Annotated in this window: 16 protein-coding genes; 7 read left to right on the top strand and 9 right to left on the bottom strand. The window is 71.3% G+C overall.

All coding sequences use genetic code 11. From position 1 onward, the window contains the following. Positions 1-11: 11 nt before the first annotated feature. On the bottom strand, positions 12-455 hold the full coding sequence (locus ACFYV1_RS24525) for a hypothetical protein (RefSeq protein ID WP_389397674.1): 444 nt from the start codon (positions 453-455) through the stop codon (positions 12-14). A 448-nt stretch (positions 456-903) separates the two neighbouring features. Between ACFYV1_RS24525 and ACFYV1_RS24530 the strand changes: the two genes are divergently transcribed. The 4 genes from ACFYV1_RS24530 to ACFYV1_RS24545 are packed head-to-tail and all read left to right on the top strand — an operon-like array spanning position 904 to position 5,227. Then, positions 904-3,786, top strand: a complete 2,883-nt coding sequence (locus ACFYV1_RS24530; RefSeq protein ID WP_389397675.1) for a nitrate- and nitrite sensing domain-containing protein — start codon at positions 904-906, stop codon at positions 3,784-3,786. Continuing rightward, complete coding sequence (locus ACFYV1_RS24535; RefSeq protein ID WP_389397676.1) at positions 3,783-4,226, top strand: roadblock/LC7 domain-containing protein; 444 nt, start codon at positions 3,783-3,785, stop codon at positions 4,224-4,226. Before ACFYV1_RS24530 ends, ACFYV1_RS24535 begins: the two co-directional genes overlap by 4 nt. A 10-nt stretch (positions 4,227-4,236) precedes the next feature. After that, positions 4,237-4,641, top strand: coding sequence for a DUF742 domain-containing protein (locus tag ACFYV1_RS24540; protein WP_389397677.1), 405 nt, complete (start codon positions 4,237-4,239; stop codon positions 4,639-4,641). After that, complete coding sequence (locus ACFYV1_RS24545; protein WP_389397679.1) at positions 4,622-5,227, top strand: ATP/GTP-binding protein; 606 nt, start codon at positions 4,622-4,624, stop codon at positions 5,225-5,227. The genes ACFYV1_RS24540 and ACFYV1_RS24545 overlap by 20 nt, the downstream gene beginning before the upstream one ends. 92 nt (positions 5,228-5,319) lie before the next feature. Here ACFYV1_RS24545 and glpK read toward each other — a convergent pair whose 3' ends face one another. From glpK to ACFYV1_RS24565, 4 genes are all read right to left on the bottom strand, one after another. Beyond that, the gene (gene glpK, locus ACFYV1_RS24550) at positions 5,320-6,834 is read right to left on the bottom strand and encodes a glycerol kinase GlpK (RefSeq protein WP_389397680.1); all 1,515 of its coding nucleotides are present in this window, start codon (positions 6,832-6,834) and stop codon (positions 5,320-5,322) included. A gap of 19 nt (positions 6,835-6,853) precedes the next feature. Beyond that, complete coding sequence (locus tag ACFYV1_RS24555) at positions 6,854-7,615, bottom strand: MIP/aquaporin family protein (RefSeq protein WP_389397681.1); 762 nt, start codon at positions 7,613-7,615, stop codon at positions 6,854-6,856. 231 nt (positions 7,616-7,846) lie between these two features. Further along, on the bottom strand, positions 7,847-8,197 hold the full coding sequence (locus tag ACFYV1_RS24560) for an Mpo1-like protein (RefSeq protein ID WP_389397682.1): 351 nt from the start codon (positions 8,195-8,197) through the stop codon (positions 7,847-7,849). 31 nt (positions 8,198-8,228) lie between these two features. Next, positions 8,229-9,044, bottom strand: a complete 816-nt coding sequence (locus tag ACFYV1_RS24565; RefSeq protein ID WP_389397683.1) for a M15 family metallopeptidase — start codon at positions 9,042-9,044, stop codon at positions 8,229-8,231. A gap of 60 nt (positions 9,045-9,104) precedes the next feature. On the opposite strand from ACFYV1_RS24565, the gene ACFYV1_RS24570 reads away from it, so the two are divergent. Continuing rightward, complete coding sequence (locus tag ACFYV1_RS24570; RefSeq protein ID WP_389397684.1) at positions 9,105-9,608, top strand: NUDIX domain-containing protein; 504 nt, start codon at positions 9,105-9,107, stop codon at positions 9,606-9,608. Positions 9,609-9,755: 147 nt separating this feature from the next. Here the strand turns inward: ACFYV1_RS24570 and ACFYV1_RS24575 are convergent, their stop codons facing one another. Next, on the bottom strand, positions 9,756-12,104 hold the full coding sequence (locus ACFYV1_RS24575) for a glycoside hydrolase family 31 protein (RefSeq protein WP_389397685.1): 2,349 nt from the start codon (positions 12,102-12,104) through the stop codon (positions 9,756-9,758). Between the two features lie 214 nt (positions 12,105-12,318). Here ACFYV1_RS24575 and ACFYV1_RS24580 point away from each other — a divergent pair, with 214 nt between their 5' ends. Continuing rightward, on the top strand, positions 12,319-14,295 hold the full coding sequence (locus ACFYV1_RS24580) for an acetoacetate--CoA ligase (RefSeq protein WP_389397687.1): 1,977 nt from the start codon (positions 12,319-12,321) through the stop codon (positions 14,293-14,295). Positions 14,296-14,438: 143 nt separating this feature from the next. After that, positions 14,439-15,347, top strand: coding sequence for a hypothetical protein (locus tag ACFYV1_RS24585; RefSeq protein WP_389397688.1), 909 nt, complete (start codon positions 14,439-14,441; stop codon positions 15,345-15,347). Between the two features lie 70 nt (positions 15,348-15,417). Here the strand turns inward: ACFYV1_RS24585 and ptsP are convergent, their stop codons facing one another. The 3 genes from ptsP to ACFYV1_RS24600 form a co-directional block, all read right to left on the bottom strand. Beyond that, positions 15,418-17,088 carry a phosphoenolpyruvate--protein phosphotransferase gene (ptsP, locus tag ACFYV1_RS24590; RefSeq protein ID WP_389397689.1) on the bottom strand — a complete coding sequence of 557 codons (1,671 nt, stop codon included), beginning with the start codon at positions 17,086-17,088 and terminating at the stop codon, positions 15,418-15,420. 74 nt (positions 17,089-17,162) lie between these two features. Continuing rightward, positions 17,163-17,612, bottom strand: a complete 450-nt coding sequence (locus ACFYV1_RS24595) for a PTS glucose transporter subunit IIA (RefSeq protein WP_389397690.1) — start codon at positions 17,610-17,612, stop codon at positions 17,163-17,165. Positions 17,613-17,878: 266 nt separating this feature from the next. Then, the coding region (locus tag ACFYV1_RS24600) for a hypothetical protein (RefSeq protein WP_389397691.1) at positions 17,879-18,071 on the bottom strand (193 nt) is incomplete at its 5' end.

Here is an 18,071-nt window from a genome sequence, read left to right on the forward strand (position 1 = left end):
GGAGCCGGCGGTCAGGCCTGGGAGAGCCTGCCTTGTCCGCGCCGCCGTATGCGGGACTCCGCACGCTCGGCGGTGCGGGCGGCCCTGCGGGCACGGCGGCGCTCACGGCGCAGCCGCCGCGCGGTGCTGCTCGGTATCGACACCACGCCGTTGCGCTGGTTCCACACCTGGCGGGTCACCCACACGTCGAGCACCGCCCAGGTGGCGACCACCGTGCTCGCCACGGTGCTGAGCACCAGCGGGAACGCCAGCCACGCCCCCGTGAGCGTGAAGAGCAACGCGGCCATCGCCTGGATCATCGTCAGCGACATGACGATCACCGCGCGGACCGCCGCTGTGCGCACAGGGTCGGCCATACGTCGTGTGGCCACCGGCTCCTCGACCCAGAGTTGCCGCGGCACATGTACGTCGTCCGCAGTCGGCGTCGCACCCTCACGACGCTCGTCCGTGTCCATGGAACGTCTCACTCCCCACCTTTGTCCGGCTCAATGGTGGGTGCCCCGATTCCGCCGCTCTACTCCGGTGGCCGCGCGACATCGGCACTTCCCGGCACGGCCGCCGCACCGGAACTCCCGCCGACAAAGGCCGGATCCGATGCGCGTGGCGACTGCGAACCCTGAACACCCCCGCACTGAATGACGAATGACCAGGCCGGATGATTCCCGAGAAGCGGAGAATTCCAGCCATCTGCCGTGGTCCGGAAAATGACGTGCCGCTCCTGTCGTCCGCCACTGCCTGGAATGCCATCTCCGTGAATACCGGGACATCCCGTATTCAAGTCGTCTCACGACGGCCGAAAACTGCCCGGACGAGTCTTCGAGTTGGCTGTGGCGCAGTAGTAGGCTCACGCCGTTTGCTGACGGAACAGCACCCGCACCGTGCGGGATTGAGCAGGGGGAGGCCATGCGCTTTCGCGGGAAGTCCATCCGCCGGAAGATCGTGGCGCTGCTGCTCGTCCCTCTGGTCTCGCTGACGGCGCTCTGGGGCTTCGCCACCGTACTGACCGGTTGGGACGCGAACCAGCTGCTGAAGGCGACCTCGGTGGCCGAGCAGGTCGGAACGCCGGTCGGCGACACCATCCACGTCGTTCAGCAGGAACGCCGGCAGACGCTGGTCTACCTCGCGGACCGCCGCGCCTCCGACGCGCTGCCCGAGCTGCAGAGCCGGCGCGACGCCACCGACGCGGCAGTGGCGAGGGTCCGCGGCAACGCTCAGAAGACGTCGGTCGGCGAAGACCTGACACCCGAGTCCCTCGAACGGCTCACCTCGCTCGTCGACGCGTTCGACGGCATCGTCGCACTGCGCCGGTCGGTGGACTCGAACACCATCACCCGCCCCCAGGTGCTGGAGTTCTTCAACCGGATCATCGACCCCTCGCACAGCTTCCTGCTGACCCTGCACGCACTCGACGACGTCGAACTGGAACGCCAGGGCCGTGCTTTGGTCGGCATCTCCCGGGCCCGCGAGATGCTCTCCCGCGAGGACGCCCTCATCGCCTCCTCGCTGACCGCGCGGAAGGTGTCGGCCCAGGAGCTCCGCGAGCTCGCCGACCACGCGGCGCACCGCCAGATCCACTACCAGACGAACCTCGAGATGCTGCCGGCCAAGGAGCGCGGGTGGTTCGAGGACTACTGGCGCAGCCCGGAGACCGCGCCGCTGCGCGACGCCGAGGAACGCATCATCGCCGGCGGCCCGGCCGACGACCTTCCCGCGTCCGAGGCCGAACGCTGGCAGCAGGCCGCGACCCCCGTTCTCGACAGCCTCGAACGCGAGGCGGCCGACGCCCGTGACCGCTACCAGGACCGGGTCGAACCGGCCGCGTACGTCGTCCTCGTCAAGGCCGGTGTGGCAGGCGTCCTCGGCTTCCTGGCACTCCTCGTCTCCGTGATCGTCTCCGTGCGCATCGGCCGCGATCTCATTCGTGACCTGACCCGGCTGCGCAAGGAGGCCCACGAGGTGTCCGGCGTACGCCTGCCGAGCGTGATGCGCCGCCTCGCCGCCGGGGAACACGTGGACGTCGAGACGGAGGCGCCGCGCCTCGAGTACGACAAGGACGAGATCGGCCAGGCCGGCCAGGCCCTCAACACCCTTCAGCGGGCGGCCGTCGAAGCGGCGGTCCGCCAGGCCGACATGCGGCGCGGCGTCTCGGAGGTCTTCGTCAACCTCGCCCGCCGCAACCAGGTCCTGCTCCACCGCCAGCTGTCACTGCTCGACACGATGGAGCGGCGGACCGAGGACACGGAGGAACTGGCCGACCTGTTCCGCCTCGACCACCTCACCACCCGTATGCGGCGCCACGCGGAGGGCCTGGTGATCCTCTCCGGCGCGGCCCCTTCGCGGCAGTGGCGCAAGCCCATCCAGCTGATGGACGTCGTCCGGGCCGCGGTCGCCGAGGTCGAGGACTACGAGCGCATCGAGGTGCGCAGGCTGCCTCGTATCGGCGTCGGCGGCCCCGCGGTCGCGGACCTCACCCACCTCATCGCCGAACTCCTCGAGAACGCCACCGTGTTCTCGCCCCCGCACACGGGAGTACAGGTCCTGGGCGAGCGGGTCGCCAACGGCTTCACCCTGGAGATCCACGACCGCGGACTCGGCATGGCGGGCGACGCCCTCCTCGAGGCCAATCTCCGTCTCGCGGAGACTCCCGAGTTCGAACTCTCCGACACCGACCGGCTCGGCCTTTTCGTCGTCAGCCGGCTCGCCCAGCGCCAGAACGTGCGGGTCTCGCTCCAGCAGTCCCCGTACGGCGGCACGACCGCCGTGGTCTTCATACCGGCGGCCCTGCTCACGGAGGCGCCGGAGACCCAGGGCACCGGATTCCGCCTCGACCGCAAGAGCGAGAGCGCCGCCGGGCGGCGCGGGGGCGACGGCAAGCAGCCGGCCCTGTCCAAGGTGCCCACCGGCCTGAGCAACGCCGCACTCCTCGACGGGCCCGTCGAACTGGAGGCTCCGATAGGGGCTTTGGGTCTCGACGAGCGCGACGGCTCGCTGCGTGGGGACGGCCGTTCACTGCCGGGCGGCCCCGACCGCATCGCCGGCCAGGACCGCCTCGCCGGCCCCGACCGCCTCGGCGACATCGAGGACAGCGAGAGCGAGCGCGGCGGCATCTTCCGTTCCCGGTCCCGCGACCGCCACGGCGAGAGGTCCGGCGAGCAGCGCCGGCAGGCGCTGGAGCCGGGACAGCACCGCGCCGGCCCGGTGCCGCTCCCCAGGCGCAGGCCCCCCACGCTCGTCGCCGACCACGGTCGGCGGGTCGACGAACGAGGCGCGGGCGGCCGCGGCCATCCGGCGCCCGAACCGGGAGGCGCCGTGGAACCGACGCCGTTCGCCCGGCCGTCGCTCGCGGCCGCGCCCACGCCGATCGCCCCCGACCGCCGTGACCGGTCGAAGCGGGGCCCGCTGTCCGGCCCGGCGCACCTGCCGCCTTCCCAGGACAACGGCCCGTCCCGGCCCGCAGAGCAGCCCGCGCAGCAGCCCGACCGGCAAGCCGCGCCGGACACCGGTTCGCCGACGCTGGACGGCCTGCCCCGCCGCGTACGGCAGGCCAGCCTCGCGCCCCAGCTCAGGGCGTCGGCCGGCGCCGCACCCGAGTCCTCCGCCACGACCGGCCGCGAGCCGGAGCGGGACGCCGAAGAAGTCCGCAATCGCATGGCCTCCATGCAGCGCGGCTGGCAGCGCGGCCGTCGCCGCAACGCCGAGGAAGCCGCAGCCGAGCAAGGCACCGACCAGGCCACCGGCGACGGCCGGACCGTACCAGGATCGACATCTGAGGGGGACGGTCGATGACCGCACCGCACGCCACAGCAACCGACGCCACCGGGGCCCAGCGCCCGGGCGGGCTCAACTGGCTCCTCGACGAGCTGGTGGACCGTGTCGCGAGTATCCGCAAGGCCCTGGTCCTGTCCAGTGACGGCCTCGCGACCGGCACCTCCCGTGAACTCACCCGCGAGGACAGCGAACACCTGGCCGCGGTCGCGTCGGGCTTCCACAGCCTGGCCAAGGGAGTGGGCCGGCACTTCGACGCCGGGCAGGTCCGCCAGACCGTCGTGGAGCTCGACGAGGCGTTCCTCTTCGTCACCGCGGCGGGCGACGGCAGTTGCCTGGCCGTCCTGGCGGATGCCGACTCGGACGTCGGCCAGGTCGCGTACGAGATGACGCTGATGGTCAAGCGCGTCGGAGTGCACCTCGAAACCGCGCCACGGACCGGTCCCGCCTCGGGGGGATGAGGGGGTGGCCATGAGCGACTCAGTCCGGCACGGTCACAGATCGCACCACTGGATCGACGCCGACGCGGGCCCGGTGGTCCGCCCGTACGCGATGACCCGCGGCCGAACCAGCCACGCCGGCCGCCACCGGCTCGACCTGATAGCCCTGGTCGTGCCGGAGGCCGCGGCCGGCGACCCCGGCGTGGACCAGACGCTCTCCCCGGAACACGTCGAGATCGTCGAACGCTGCGGCGACGCCCCCCAGTCCATCGCCGAACTCGCCGCCGGGCTGGACCTGCCCGTCGGCGTGGTCCGCGTCCTCGTCGGCGATCTCGTCGACGACTCACTCGTGCACGTAACCCGTCCCGTTCCGCCGGCCGAACTGCCGGACGTGAGCATTCTCCGCGAGGTGATCAATGGTCTTCGGGCGCTCTAGCCGCCGCAAGGCGCCGATCGAGCCAGTGACACTGAAGATCCTGGTGGCCGGCGGCTTCGGCGTCGGCAAGACGACTCTGGTGGGCGCGGTCAGCGAGATCAAGCCGCTGCGCACCGAGGAGAGGCTCACAGAGGCCGGCCGGCCGGTGGACGACATCGAGGGCGTCGAGGGGAAGACGACCACCACGGTCGCCATGGACTTCGGACGCATCACCCTCCGCGAGGACCTCGTGCTGTACCTCTTCGGCACACCCGGTCAGGACCGCTTCTGGTTCCTGTGGGACGAGTTGGCGCAGGGCGCCCTGGGGGCGGTCGTCCTCGCGGACACCCGCCGCCTCGACGACAGCTTCGCCGGAATCGACTACTTCGAACGCCGCGGCATTCCCTTCGCGGTCGCGGTCAACTCGTTCGAGGGGGCGAAGCGGTACTCGGCCGAGACGGTGCGGGCCGCCCTCGACCTCGATCCGGAGGTGCCGCTGCTGATCGGTGACGCGCGGGAACGGGAGTCCGTCAAGGACATCCTCGTCGCCGTCGTCGAGCACGCGCACGCCCGTGCGGACCAGGTGCGGGAACACGCCACGACCTGACCCCGCCGGGCCGAACCGGCCGTCGGACGTGGCACGGCCCGTACCCCCACCGACCGGGGTACGGGCCGTGGTCCTCAGGGCGTGCGGGGGACTCAGCCGCCTGCCGGACCCTCCTCCCAGCCGAAGCTCTTCTCCACCGCCTTGCGCCAGTTGTGGTACTCGCGCTCGCGGACCTCCGCGTCCATCCGGGGTGACCACTCCACGTCGCGCCGCCAGTGCGTCTTGAGTTCGTCCAGGTCGGACCAGACGCCGGTCGCGAGTCCGGCCGCGTACGCCGCGCCGAGACACGTCGTCTCCGACACCTTCGGCCGGATCACCGGCACCCCCAGCACGTCCGCCTGATGCTGCATCAGCAGCCGGTTCGCCGTCATGCCGCCGTCGACCTTGAGCGTGGTGATCCGTACCCCGGAGTCCTGGTACATCGCGTCGACGACTTCGCGGGTCTGCCAGCTGGTCGCTTCGAGCACCGCACGCGCCAGGTGCGCCTTCGTGACGTACCTGGTCAGGCCGGTGACGACACCGCGGGCGTCGGAGCGCCAGTAGGGTGCGTAGAGGCCGGAGAAGGCCGGCACGATGTAGGCGCCGCCGTTGTCCTCCACGCTCGCCGCGAGCGTTTCGATCTCGTCGGCCGAGCGGATGATGCCGAGCTGGTCGCGGAACCACTGCACGAGGGCGCCCGTGATGGCGATGGAGCCCTCCAGGCAGTAGACGGGCGACTCGCCGCCGATCTTGTAGCCCAGTGTCGTGATGAGCCCGCTCTTCGAGGGCACCGGCCGGTTGCCGGTGTTGAGGAGCAGGAAACTGCCGGTGCCGTAGGTGTTCTTGGCGGTACCGGTGTCGTAGCAGGCCTGGCCGAAGACCGCGGCCTGCTGGTCGCCGAGGGCGGATGCGACCGGCACCCCGGCGAGGGGGCCGACGGCTGTCCCGTACACCTCGGAGGAGGACCTGATCTCGGGCAGCACGGCCTCCGGCACGTTCATCGCGGCGAGGATCGTGCTGTCCCACCGCAGCGTCCGGAGGTCCATCAGCATCGTCCGGGACGCGTTGGTGACGTCGGTGACGTGCACTCCGCCGTCCGTGCCGCCGGTGAGGTTCCAGATCAGCCAGGAGTCGATGGTTCCGAAGGCGATCTCGCCCCGTTCCGCCCGTGCCCGGAGCCCGGGCACGCTGTCCAGCAGCCAGGCGGCCTTGGGGCCGGAGAAGTAGCTGGCGAGCGGCAGGCCCGTGGTGTCACGGAAGCGGTCCTGGCCGTCGGCCCCGCCCAGCTCGTGGCAGAGGGCGGCGGTCCGGGTGTCCTGCCAGACGATCGCGTTGTGCACGGGTTTCCCGGTCGCCCGTTCCCACAGGACCGTCGTCTCGCGCTGGTTGGTGATGCCGAGTGCGCTGAGCTGGTCCGCCCGCAGACCCGCCTCGGCGAGCGCACCGGCGACGACCGCCTGCACCTTCGACCAGATCTCGGTGGCGTCGTGCTCGACCCAGCCCGGCCTGGGGAAGATCTGGCGGTGCTCACGCTGGTCGACGGCGACGACGGCGCCGTCCTGGTTGAAGATGATGCAGCGGCTGGACGTGGTGCCCTGATCGATCGCGGCGACGAACCTGTCCGTCATGACGTCCCCTCGTAAGGCCTCAGTAGGCTGCGTTGAAGACGAGTCCGGCCAGCAGTCCGCCGATGACCGGCCCTGCCACCGGCACCCAGGCGTAACCCCAGTCGGACGTCCCCTTGTTGGGTATCGGCAGCACCGCGTGCACGATGCGCGGACCGAGGTCGCGGGCCGGGTTGATGGCGTAGCCCGTCGGCCCGCCGAGCGAGAGTCCGATGCCGACGACCAGCAGCGACACCAGCAGGATGGAGATGCCCGAGCCGTAGATCCCGGCGTCCGCGCCGGGGACCTGCCCGATGCCTATCCCGTCGTTCCTGCCGAACGCGAGCAGCGGGAGCACCAGACCGACCGTCGCCACGACCTCCGTGAGCAGATTGGCCCACGGTTTGCGGATCTCCGGACCGGTGGCGAAGATCCCCAGTGTCGGCTGGGCGTTCTTGATGTCGGCGTTCGCCTGGAACTGCGCGAAGTAGACCAGGTACGCGAGTACGGCGCCGAGGACCGCGCCGATCATCTGCGACAGGATGTAGAGCGGCACCTTGCTCCACTCACCGGTGTCGACGGCGAGGCCCACCGTCACCGCCGGGTTGAGGTGTCCGCCCGACAGCGGTGCGGCGGTGTACGCGCCGGCCAGTACACCGAAACCCCAGCCGAACGCGATCACGACCCAGCCGGCGGACCTCGCCTTCGAGTGGTGCAGCGTGACGGCGGCGCAGACGCCGGCGCCGAAGAGGATGAGTATCGCGGTGCCGATGACCTCACCGAGAAATATGTCTGCGTTGCTCATGGCGGCTCCTTGTCCCCGGCCCGGCCGTGCGGCCGGTCCTCCGTGCAGGGTGCGTGCTCCATGTGCGTGCGTGCTTGCGTGCGTGGTGCGTACGTCGTGTGTGCGTCCGTCGACCCGACGGCCGTGGTGAGCGTGCGCGCCGCGTTACGGCGCTGCCGACGAGAGGGCAGTTTTCACCTGCTGTGAAAGACCGTCAAGGCCGTCGGCACCGGCGACGCGACCGGGTACGCGTCAGCCGTTCTCCGCATGCCACTTGGCGGCGGTCTCCGCCAGTTCCGCGTCCCTGCCCGCCAGCATCATCCGGATCATTCGCACGTCACCGCGGAGCGACCACGCCGGATGACCGAACGTCGCGGGGTTGTTCCTCTCGATGAGGAAGTGGGCCGGCCACGCCGTCCCGTACCCGATCAGCGGCAGGGCGGCCGCGTACCGCTTCCGCCCCCGCGCCAGGCCGTAGACGGTGACCGCCACACCGGTCAGCGTGCCCGTCAGATGCACCCACCGGGTCGCCGCCCGTGAGTGCATCGCGACGTAGTAGGGCCAGAACTCCTCGTACGACTCGAAAGTCCGCTGCTGCGCCATGCGGGCACCGTAGCCGCAACGGCGCCCCTCGTCAGCCCGCCCCGTGCCCCGCGACAGGACGCACGGCGACGGGGAAGTCGAAGTACGTGTCGGGGAACGGCTCCGGCTTGTACGTGAAGTGCCACCACTCCTCCGGCAGGTTCGAGAACCCGACCGCGGCCAGCGTGCTCCTCAGCAGATCCCGGTTGGCGCGCTGCTCGCCCGTGATCCTCGGGTCGTCGGTGTGCGACAGCGTGTCGAAGCAGTCGTAACCGGTCCCCATGTCGACGGAGTTGTCGCGGAACCGCTCGTCCTGCGGCGCGTAGCAGGGCACCAGCGCCTCACCGGGGACGTACGGCCGGGTGGGCACCGCGGGAAGCTTCACGACCGTCAGGTCCACCGTGCTGCCGCGGCTGTGCCCGGACTTCTCCGCGATGTAACCGTCCGCGAAGAGACGCGACTTGTCGACCTGCGGATAGAACTCCGCCTTCATCGCCTCGTCCTCGAGGTCCTTCGCCCAGCGCACGAAGTGGTCGACGGCCCGCTGAGGGCGGTAGCAGTCGTACACCTTCAGCGAGTAGCCCTGCCGCAGCAGTCGCGACTGGGCCCGGCGCAGTGCCTCGGCCGCCGGCCGGGTCAGGATGCACACCGGCTGCCGGTAGCCGTCCACCGGCTCACCCACGAAGTTGTGCGCCGTCGTGTAGCGCATCTCCTGGATGATCGTCGGCGCCACGGTGCGCAGCGCCACGAACTCCCGCGGCGCCCTCGGTTCCGGGGCCGCCTGCACGGTGGGCGCCGCGGAGGCGACGGAGAGCAGGGCCGCGGTCATGGCGGTCAGAGCACGGAAAGCGGAACCAAGTCGAGTCATGCGAACACCGTCTATCAGTAACCGCCCCTGTGCGGAAGGGTGATCGGATACAGTCCGCGCGTGTCCAAGGACTCCTACTGCGGTCATTGCGGAGCGCCGTACGGCCCCGATGCCGGATGGCCCCGCACCTGTCCCGCCTGCGACGAGACCGCCTACCGGAACCCGCTGCCGGTGGCCGTCGCCCTGGTGCCCGTGCGCGACGCCCACGGAACCGGACTCGTCGTCATCACGCGGCTCATCGAACCGGCCCGCGGCGGCACCGCCCTTCCGGGCGGGTTCATCGACCACGGCGAGGACTGGCGGCACGCGGTGGTGCGTGAGCTGCGCGAGGAGACCCGTATCGAGGCGTCGCAGCACGATGTCCGGCTCGCCGACGTCCTCAGCTCGCAGGCCCACCTGCTCGTCTTCGGACTACTCCCGGAGCGGCCCGTCGCCGAACTGCCTCCGTCCTCACCCACCGAGGAGACCGACGGGTGGCGGCTGCTGCACGCCCCCGCCGAGCTCGCCTTCCCGCTCCACACCGTCGCGGTACGCCAGTGGTTCGCGGGCACCTACAAGCACTGAGGCGCCCGGCCCTGGGGTGCGCCCGGCCTGTGCGGTGCCCCGCTGTGTGTGGCGCCCGGCTGTGCGCGGTGCCCGGCTGTGTGCGGCGCCGGGCCCTGTGCGCGGTGCCCGGCTGTGTGCGGCGCCGGGCCCTGTGTGGCGCCCGCGTCACACCGGCCCCCGGACCCGTACCTCCCTCTCGACCGCCACCGGTCCGTCGTCAGTGGTCCGCTCCACGACCACACGCCCGTTCACCAGCCGCGTCGCGTAGCGCTCGATCTCCGGCTCCGCCCACCCCTCACCGGTGTCCCGCACCACCAGGCCACCGCCCCTGCGACCCGCGGCCGGTGCCCAGACCTCCAGAGCGACCTCGTCCCGCCCCTCCTCCGAGCCCGGTTCGGCGAGCACCGGCAGCACGGCCCCCGCCCGCGCGAGCACCGGGACTCGGGACAGCGGCGCGTCCACCAGCACCTGCCCCGGCCCCTCGTACGGCAGGCCCGACGCCGTGTCGTACCACCGGCCGCGCGGAAGCCGCACCGCACGCCGGTCCGCGCCCGGCTCCAGAACCGGGGCCACCAGCAGCGAGTCGCCCAGCAGGAACGCGTCCTCGCAGTCCCGCAGCGGCCTGTCCTGCGGAGACCGCCACCACAGCGGGCGCACATACGGCGCCCCGGTGAGCCGCGCCAGGTGCGCCAGCGTCGTGAAGTACGGACCCAGCCGCTCACGCTCCACCAGGGCGTCCCTCGCCCACGCCGTCACCTCGGGCCCGTAAGACAAGGGGGTCCCCGACCCGCTCGTACGCAACAGCGGCAGATGGGCCGCCAGTTGAAGCCGTCGCAGGTACAGCTCCGCCGACCGCCCGCCCTCGTCACCCACGTCCGGCCCCGCGTACGGGACACCGCACAGCCCCAGGCCGAGCACCAGCGACAGCGAGGCACGCAGCGCGGGCCAACCCGTCGTCATGTCACCGGCCCAGGCGCCGCCGTATCTCTGCATGCCCGTCCAGCCGGAACGGGACATCACGAACGGCCGCTCGTCCGGGCGCAGCCGGCGCAGCCCCTCGTACCCCGCACGCGCCATGGCCAGGGCGTACACGTTGTGCGCCTCCCGGTGGTCCCCGCCGCGCCCCTCGAGCGAATGCCGCGACGAACGGGGAAGCGTCGCACCGCGGAAGACCGAGCAGGACGCCGGCTCGTTCCCGTCGAGCCACTCGCCGGCGAAACCCTGCGCCGTGCCCTCTCCGTACAGGTCGCCCCACCACTCGCGCACCCGTGGATCCGTGAAGTCGGGGAAGACGCAGTCCCCCCGGCGTGTCGTGCCGCGCACCTCCTTGCCCTTCGCGTCCCGCACGAACAGACCGGCGGCCAGCCCGTGCTCGTACCGCGCTTCTCCGGGCACGGCGTCCACTGCCGGAGCCACCGACCGGACCAGCCGCACCCCGTCCGCCAGCAGGTCCTTCGCCAGCTCCGGCAGACCCTGGAAGCCCTCCGAAGCGGCCGGTCGCCCGGCCGGCCGCGAGCCGGGCTCCTCGGCGACATGGACCGCGGACAGTGGCAGCCCCAGCCGACGGCGGGCGTCCACCGTCCGCCGCACCTCCTCCTCGCGGCCGGCCCGTACGGCGTGCTGCGGACCCAGCGCCCACGACGGGGGCAGCGCGGGCGCCCCCGTCAGCTGTGCCCAGCCGCTCAGAACCCGTGCCGGGGTGCCCACCACCACCCAGCTCCGCAGCGGCCCGCCGTCCATCCGCACCTCGACCGTGCCCGGCCTGTCATGGCCGGAACCGGCGCCCTCCTCACCCTCGCGCACGGTCACCCGGCCATCCCATGTGCTGTCGTGGAAGGCGAGATGGGTCCCCGCGTCCGCCACCACGGTCTGCACCGGCATCGTGATGTGCAGCGGACCGTCGTCAGGACCGAAGCCGGGCGGGGGAGCGGTGTTCCACAGCCGGTACGTGCCGTCCCGCAACCGGGGACCGGACGTCCGGCCGCCCAGCCCGAACAGCCGCGCGTCCGCCGCGATCTCGCTGCGCTGGACCCAGCGCGCCGGACCGCCCTGGACCGGCTCCCACCAGCGAGGCGGCAGATCCCTGCGCAGCACCACACCGCCCGGTGTCCGGATCTCCACGGCGCCGTGCCGTGAGACCGCGACCGTCAGCCGCTCGGACACCACCTGCCAGCCGCCGTCCTTGTCCGGCTCCACCTCCGCTCGTGGATCCGGCTCGGGCGGCGCACCGGCCAGCGCGTACGAGGGCTCGGGCAGAGCACCGTCCCAGCCACGGAACACCGCGCCGCCGACGGTCACCACGATCCGCAGTTCGGAACGAGCGAACCGCACGGTTCCCCCGCCAGGAAGCGGCTCGGCCCCACTGGCCGGTCCCGGCACCCTGGCCCGCTCCGCTCCCCGGGGCGGCAGGGCCGCCGCATCGGCCCGGTGACGCCGCCACGCCCCACGTGCCGCCCGCAGCCCTTGTCCCGTACCGAAAGTTCTCACCGCGCGCCCCAGATCACGACCGTCCATGCGGCTCACCCTGCCACTCGGCGACGGGCGCGGATGTGCTGTTCAACTGCCGTTCACCCATGGTGGGGGCACATATTCGCCGCGCCGCTCATGGAGGATCCGCCCTGGTGCGAAAGACGATCACATGGCATCGTCCTCTCAGCCGCGTCCGCGCACACCCCGCTCGTGCGCGGCGCACGCACACACCGCGTAGAGCCAGCCCGGGAGCCGCCCCATGACCTCAGCAGAGAACCCTGCCCCTCTCTGGCAGCCCGACCCCGACCGCATCGCGGCCGCCCGTGTCACCCGCTTCCAGGCGTGGGCCGCCGATCGGCACGGTGCACCCGCCGAAGGCGGCTACCAGGCACTGCACCAGTGGTCCGTCGACGAGCTGGAGACGTTCTGGCGGGCGGTCGCCGAATGGTTCGAGGTCCGTTTCTCCACCCCGTACACACAGGTGCTCGGCGACCGCGCGATGCCCGGCGCACAGTGGTTCCCCGGCGCCACCCTCAACTACGCGGAGCACGCCCTGCGCACCGCCGAGGACCCGGCGCACGCACATGATCCCGCGCTGCTTCATGTGGACGAGACACATGAGCCAACACCGATCAGCTGGTCCGAGCTCCGACGCCAGGTCGGGGCGCTCGCCGCAGAGCTGCGTGCCCTCGGTGTACGCCCCGGGGACCGCGTCAGCGGCTACCTCCCGAACATCCCGCAGGCCGTCACCGCCCTCCTCGCCACCGCCGCGGTGGGCGCGGTGTGGACCTCCTGCGCCCCGGACTTCGGAGCCCGCAGTGTCCTCGACCGCTTCCAGCAGGTCGAACCGGTCGTCCTCTTCACCGTCGACGGCTACCGCTACGGCGGGAAGGAGCACGACCGCGCCGAGACCGTCGCCGAGCTCCGCCGCGAGCTGCCGACCCTGCGAGCGGTCGTCCACATCCCGCTGCTCGGCACCGCCGCCCCGGACGGTGCCCTCGAGTGGTCCGCGGTGACCGCGGGGGACGCGGAGCCCGTCTTCGAGCAGGTCCCGTTCGACCACCCCCTGTGGGTCCTCTACTCCTCCGGGACCACCGGTCTGCCCAAGGCCATCGTCCAGTCCCAGGGCGGCATCCTGCTCGAACACTTCAAGCAGATCGGCCTGCACTGCGACCTCGGACCCGGTGACCGGCTCTTCTGGTACACCTCCACCGGCTGGATGATGTGGAACTTCCTCGTCTCCGGCCTGCTCACCGGCACCACCGTCGTCCTGTACGACGGCAGCCCCGGATTCCCCGACACCGGCGCCCAGTGGCGGGTCGCCGAACGCACCGGGGCCACCCTGTTCGGCACCTCCGCCGCCTACGTCATGGCCTGCGCGAAGGCCGACGTCCACCCCGGCAGGGACTTCGACCTCTCCCGCGTCCAGTGCGTCGCCACCACCGGCTCACCGCTGCCCCCCGACGGCTTCCGCTGGATCCACGACGAGGTGGCGGACGATCTGTGGATCGCCTCCGTCAGCGGCGGAACGGACGTGTGCAGCTGCTTCGCCGGCGCCGTCCCCACCCTCCCCGTCGAGATCGGCGAACTGCAGGCGGCCTGCCTCGGCACCGATCTCCAGTCCTGGGACCCGCAGGGCAGGCCCGTCATCGGCGAGGTCGGCGAACTGGTGGTCACCAACCCCATGCCCTCCATGCCGATCCGTTTCTGGAACGACCCCGACGGCAGCCGCTACCGCGACAGCTACTTCGAGATGTACCCCGGTGTGTGGCGGCACGGCGACTGGATCACCATCACCGACCGGGGCTCCGTGATCATCCACGGCCGCTCCGACTCCACCCTCAACCGCCAGGGCGTCCGCATGGGCTCCGCCGACATCTACGAGGTCGTCGAACGCCTCCCCGAGATCCGGGAGTCCCTCGTCATCGGCCTGGAGGAGCCGGACGGCGGCTACTGGATGCCGCTCTTCGTGCACCTCGCCGAAGGCGCGAAGCTCGACGACTCCCTGCGCGCACGCATCAAGCAGTCCATCCGGGAGAACCTCTCCCCGCGCCATGTGCCCGACGAGGTCATCGAGGTGCCCGGCGTCCCGCACACCCTCACCGGCAAGCGCATCGAGGTCCCGGTCAAGCGCCTCCTCCAGGGCACCGCGCTCGCCAAGGCGGTCAACCCCGGCTCCGTGGACAACCTCGAACTCCTCCGCTTCTACGAGGAGATCGCGCAGGCCCGCAAGTAGCCCCGCCAGGACCACCTCCAACCCCTCGGGCCCGGCCGCCGCAGGCCGGGGCCGAGGGGTCGCGCGTTCGCCGGCACCGATTGTCAGTGGCTCCCACTACCGTGAGTCACGAACGATCGACAGCGCATTGGGGGAATATCGGCATGGCGCACACGAATCGGTCCAGGCGGACCCGGAACAACGCATCGATGCGGCGCTCACTGCGCCGCGAGGTCCCGAGCACCGTCGGCATCCTCGCCGACGAACAGGACTTCACGAGGATGCGCGAATACCGCACCTTCGCCTTCGACGACTACCCGACGTATCTCAAGCAGTCCGAGCAACTGCTGAGGAGCCTGTCCGCGCAGCAACTGCACACGTCCGTCGCCCTCTTCGACCCCGACGAGTTCGCCGAGTTCTGCGCGGAAGCGGGCATCGACGCCGACGCCCCGGCCGGCCGCAGCCGGTTCACCGCCGAACTGGCGGGCCGCGCCGCGAGCGTCCCCTACACCGGCGAGCCGCTCACCCGGCTGCTGCCCGAGCTCATCGGCAAAGCCGTCCGCCAGGCCACCTGGGAATACGCCACCGTGCTCCTCGCCGACCTCGGCATGTGCGCCGACTGCGGCCAGGACATCGGCAGGGCCGCCTTCGAGGAGGCTTCCCGCATCCTGATGCGCCTCCTCGAGCGGGCCGGGCCAGGCGAGCACCACCTCGTCTGCAGCGTCCCCGGACCCGACGAGCAACTCCTCGCCGTTCTGCACGCACACGGCAGCGCCGAGGAGTCCGCGCGGATCGACGCCACGGAAGGAGCCGAGTTCGTCACCGTCCTCGCGGTGGGCATCGCTCTGCAGGGTTCGGGGGGAGTGGTCCTGAGGACCAGCACACCCGGCGCCGCGGACCACCTGCACGGCTGGCGCCTCCGGCAGGGCCGCCTCGATCCCCTCACGGCGGGCGAGGTGTTCAGCGCGTACTGCACCGACGCGGCGACCGGCGACCCCATCCCACCGGAACCGGGCGTCGAGTACTGCGCCGGGTTCCCCGTCGCCACCGACGACCCGGAGCACCACCACTGACGCCGAAGGGGGCTTCCCGCCCTTCGGCGGAAAGCCCCCTTCTTCCTGCTGCCGGTGAGCAACGCGACGGCTACTCCCCGGACAGAACCGCCTGCGCGGCCACCCGGGCCTCCTCAGCGGTGTCCGCGGCACGCGCCGCCGCGGCCGCGCGCTCGCACTGGGCCAGCGTGTACTTCGCCAGCGTCGCCCGTACGTACGGGATGGACGCCGCGCCCATCGACAGCGACGTCACACCGAGACCCGTCAGCACACAGGCCAGCAGCGGATCGGAGGCGGCCTCACCGCACACGCCGCAGCTCTTGCCCTCGGCCTTCGCGGCCTCCGCGGACAGGGCCACCAGGTCGAGCAGCGCCGGCTGCCACGGATCCTGCAGCCGGGACACCGCACCCACCTGCCGGTCGGCGGCGAAGGTGTACTGAGCCAGGTCGTTGGTGCCCAGCGACAGGAACTCGACCTCCTGCAGGATCGAACGCGCCCGCAGCGCGGCGGACGGAATCTCCACCATCGCGCCGAACTTCGCCTGCAGCCCCGCCTCGCGGCAGGCGTCCGCGAACGCCTTCGCGTCCGTACGGTCCGCCACCATCGGCGCCATGACCTCGAGGTACACGGGCAGGCCCTGTGCGGCCTTCGACAGCGCCGACAGCTGAGTCCGCAGCACGTCCGGGTGGTCCAGCAGCGATCGCAGACCGCGCACACCCAGTGCCGGGTTCGGCTCGTCGGCCGGCGTCAGGAAGTCGAGCGGCTTGTCCGCACCGGCGTCCAGCACCCGCACGACCACCCGGCCCTCGGGAAACGCCTCGAGCACCTTCCGGTACGCCTCGACCTGCTTCTCCTCGGACGGAGCCTGCTTGCTGTCGTCGAGGAAAAGGAACTCGGTACGGAACAGGCCGACACCCTCGGCGCCGGCGTCCACCGCCGCCGGCACGTCGGCGGGCCCGCCGACGTTCGCCAGCAGCGGCACCTTGTGGCCGTCCGACGTCGCGCCCGGACCGCTGGACGCCGCGAGCGCGGCCCTGCGCTCGGCCGCCGCCCGCTCCATCTGCGCCCGCTTCTCGTCGCTCGGCTCCACGAAGATCTCGCCCGTGCTGCCGTCGACGGCGATCAGCGTGCCCTCGGCGAGCTCACCCGCGCCCGGCAGTGCGACCACGGCGGGGACCCCGAGCGCCCGCGCCAGAATGGCGCTGTGACTCGTGGGCCCGCCCTCCTCGGTGACGAAGCCGAGCACCAGTCCCGGGTCCAGCAGCGCGGTGTCCGCCGGCGCCAGGTCCCGGGCGATCAGTACATACGGCTCGTCGCTGTCCGGCACACCCGGCATGGGCACGCCCAGCAGCCGCGCCACGATCCGGTTCCGGACGTCGTCCAGGTCCGCGACCCGGCCTGCCAGGTACTCGCCGGCACCGGCCAGCAGAGCCCGGTACGCAGCGAACGCGTCGTACACCGCCCGCTCGGCCGTGCTGCCGACGGCGATACGGCGCTCCACGTCGGACATGAGCTCCGGGTCCTGCGCCATCATGGCCTGGGCCTCGAGCACCGCCTGCGCCTCGCCACCTGCCAGATTGCCCCGGGCAATCAGGTCGGCGGCGACGGCTTCCACGGCCTGGCGGGCGCGCCCCTGTTCGCGCTCCGCGTCCTGAGGCGGGATCTGCTTGGCCGGCGGCTCGAGAACCGCCGTGCCCATGTGCCGCACTTCGCCGATCGCCACACCGTGGCTCACGCCGACGCCTCGCAGCGTTGTCTCCATTTCACCGTCTCCGATAGGGGCGGCGGTCCAGCCGCCGGGATGGATGTCCGAGGTTCGTCACCGACGTCGGCGGGTCACTGCCAGCCGAAGAGGCTCTCGCCGGCCTTGACGTCGCCGTCCTCACGGACGTCGGACAGGGCGTCGGTCGTGGCCTCGAGCGCCACGACCGGGCAGATGGCGGACTTGCCGGCAGCCTCGACGGCCGCGGGGTCCCAGCGCACCACGGCCTGACCGCGTGTGACGGTGTCCCCCTTGGCGACGAGCAGCTCGAAGCCCTCGCCGTTGAGCTGCACGGTGTCGATGCCGAGGTGCGTCAGCACACCGTGACCCTCGTCGTCGACGACGACGAACGCATGAGGATGGAGGGACACGATGATGCCGTCGACGGGAGAAAGGGCCTCCGACGGCTCACGCACGGGATCAATGGCTGTCCCGGGCCCGACCATGGCACCGGAGAACACCGGATCGGGCACGGCCGCGAGACCGATGGCCCGGCCGGCAAGAGGGGACGTCACTGTGGTCATGGAGCCTCCCAGGGGCGGAGATTCGTACGGGCGCCGTCACTGTCTGTCCGGGACGCGCGCTGCTCTGAAGAGTAGGTCATGAGAAGTCCTAGTTCCGCCTGAGATCTACCAGTTGACGGACCTAGGGGTGCACCGGAAACGATTTGCCTCATCTGCCGGTCGGCCTGTAACGTCGTATCCCTGCCTGACCCCAACGCGACGCTGAGTCGGGGGTCGGCAGCGACTGTCAAGCCGAGATCCTAACTGGTCTAAACCACTGGGCGTCCTCACGGTGTCCGCAGGGTGATGGTCAGGAGGACAGGAAAAGCCTGATAGTGTTTGAAACACCGAAGGGAAGCGCCCGGAGGGCCCCATGAAAACGGTCCAAAGGAAGCGTCCGTTCCTTGAGAACTCAACAGTGTGCCAAAAATCAACGCCAGATATGTTGATACCCCGTCCATCTTCGGATGGTCGAGGTTC

Origin of the sequence: Streptomyces sp. NPDC003023, assembly GCF_042888225.1 — a bacterium.
Lineage (GTDB): Bacteria > Actinomycetota > Actinomycetes > Streptomycetales > Streptomycetaceae > Streptomyces.

What these genes read in the sequence shown, in the direction of transcription:
- ACFYV1_RS24575 (WP_389397685.1), bottom strand. Translation starts at nt 12,104, where the DNA reads ATGGACGGTCGTGATCTGGGGCGCGCGGTGAGAACTTTCGGTACGGGA.
- ACFYV1_RS24530 (WP_389397675.1), top strand. Translation starts at nt 904, where the DNA reads ATGCGCTTTCGCGGGAAGTCCATCCGCCGGAAGATCGTGGCGCTGCTG.
- ptsP (WP_389397689.1), bottom strand. Translation starts at nt 17,088, where the DNA reads ATGGAGACAACGCTGCGAGGCGTCGGCGTGAGCCACGGTGTGGCGATC.
- ACFYV1_RS24595 (WP_389397690.1), bottom strand. Translation starts at nt 17,612, where the DNA reads ATGACCACAGTGACGTCCCCTCTTGCCGGCCGGGCCATCGGTCTCGCG.
- ACFYV1_RS24565 (WP_389397683.1), bottom strand. Translation starts at nt 9,044, where the DNA reads ATGACTCGACTTGGTTCCGCTTTCCGTGCTCTGACCGCCATGACCGCG.
- ACFYV1_RS24540 (WP_389397677.1), top strand. Translation starts at nt 4,237, where the DNA reads ATGAGCGACTCAGTCCGGCACGGTCACAGATCGCACCACTGGATCGAC.
- glpK (WP_389397680.1), bottom strand. Translation starts at nt 6,834, where the DNA reads ATGACGGACAGGTTCGTCGCCGCGATCGATCAGGGCACCACGTCCAGC.
- ACFYV1_RS24535 (WP_389397676.1), top strand. Translation starts at nt 3,783, where the DNA reads ATGACCGCACCGCACGCCACAGCAACCGACGCCACCGGGGCCCAGCGC.
- ACFYV1_RS24585 (WP_389397688.1), top strand. Translation starts at nt 14,439, where the DNA reads ATGGCGCACACGAATCGGTCCAGGCGGACCCGGAACAACGCATCGATG.
- ACFYV1_RS24560 (WP_389397682.1), bottom strand. Translation starts at nt 8,197, where the DNA reads ATGGCGCAGCAGCGGACTTTCGAGTCGTACGAGGAGTTCTGGCCCTAC.
- ACFYV1_RS24525 (WP_389397674.1), bottom strand. Translation starts at nt 455, where the DNA reads ATGGACACGGACGAGCGTCGTGAGGGTGCGACGCCGACTGCGGACGAC.
- ACFYV1_RS24545 (WP_389397679.1), top strand. Translation starts at nt 4,622, where the DNA reads ATGGTCTTCGGGCGCTCTAGCCGCCGCAAGGCGCCGATCGAGCCAGTG.
- ACFYV1_RS24555 (WP_389397681.1), bottom strand. Translation starts at nt 7,615, where the DNA reads ATGAGCAACGCAGACATATTTCTCGGTGAGGTCATCGGCACCGCGATA.
- ACFYV1_RS24580 (WP_389397687.1), top strand. Translation starts at nt 12,319, where the DNA reads ATGACCTCAGCAGAGAACCCTGCCCCTCTCTGGCAGCCCGACCCCGAC.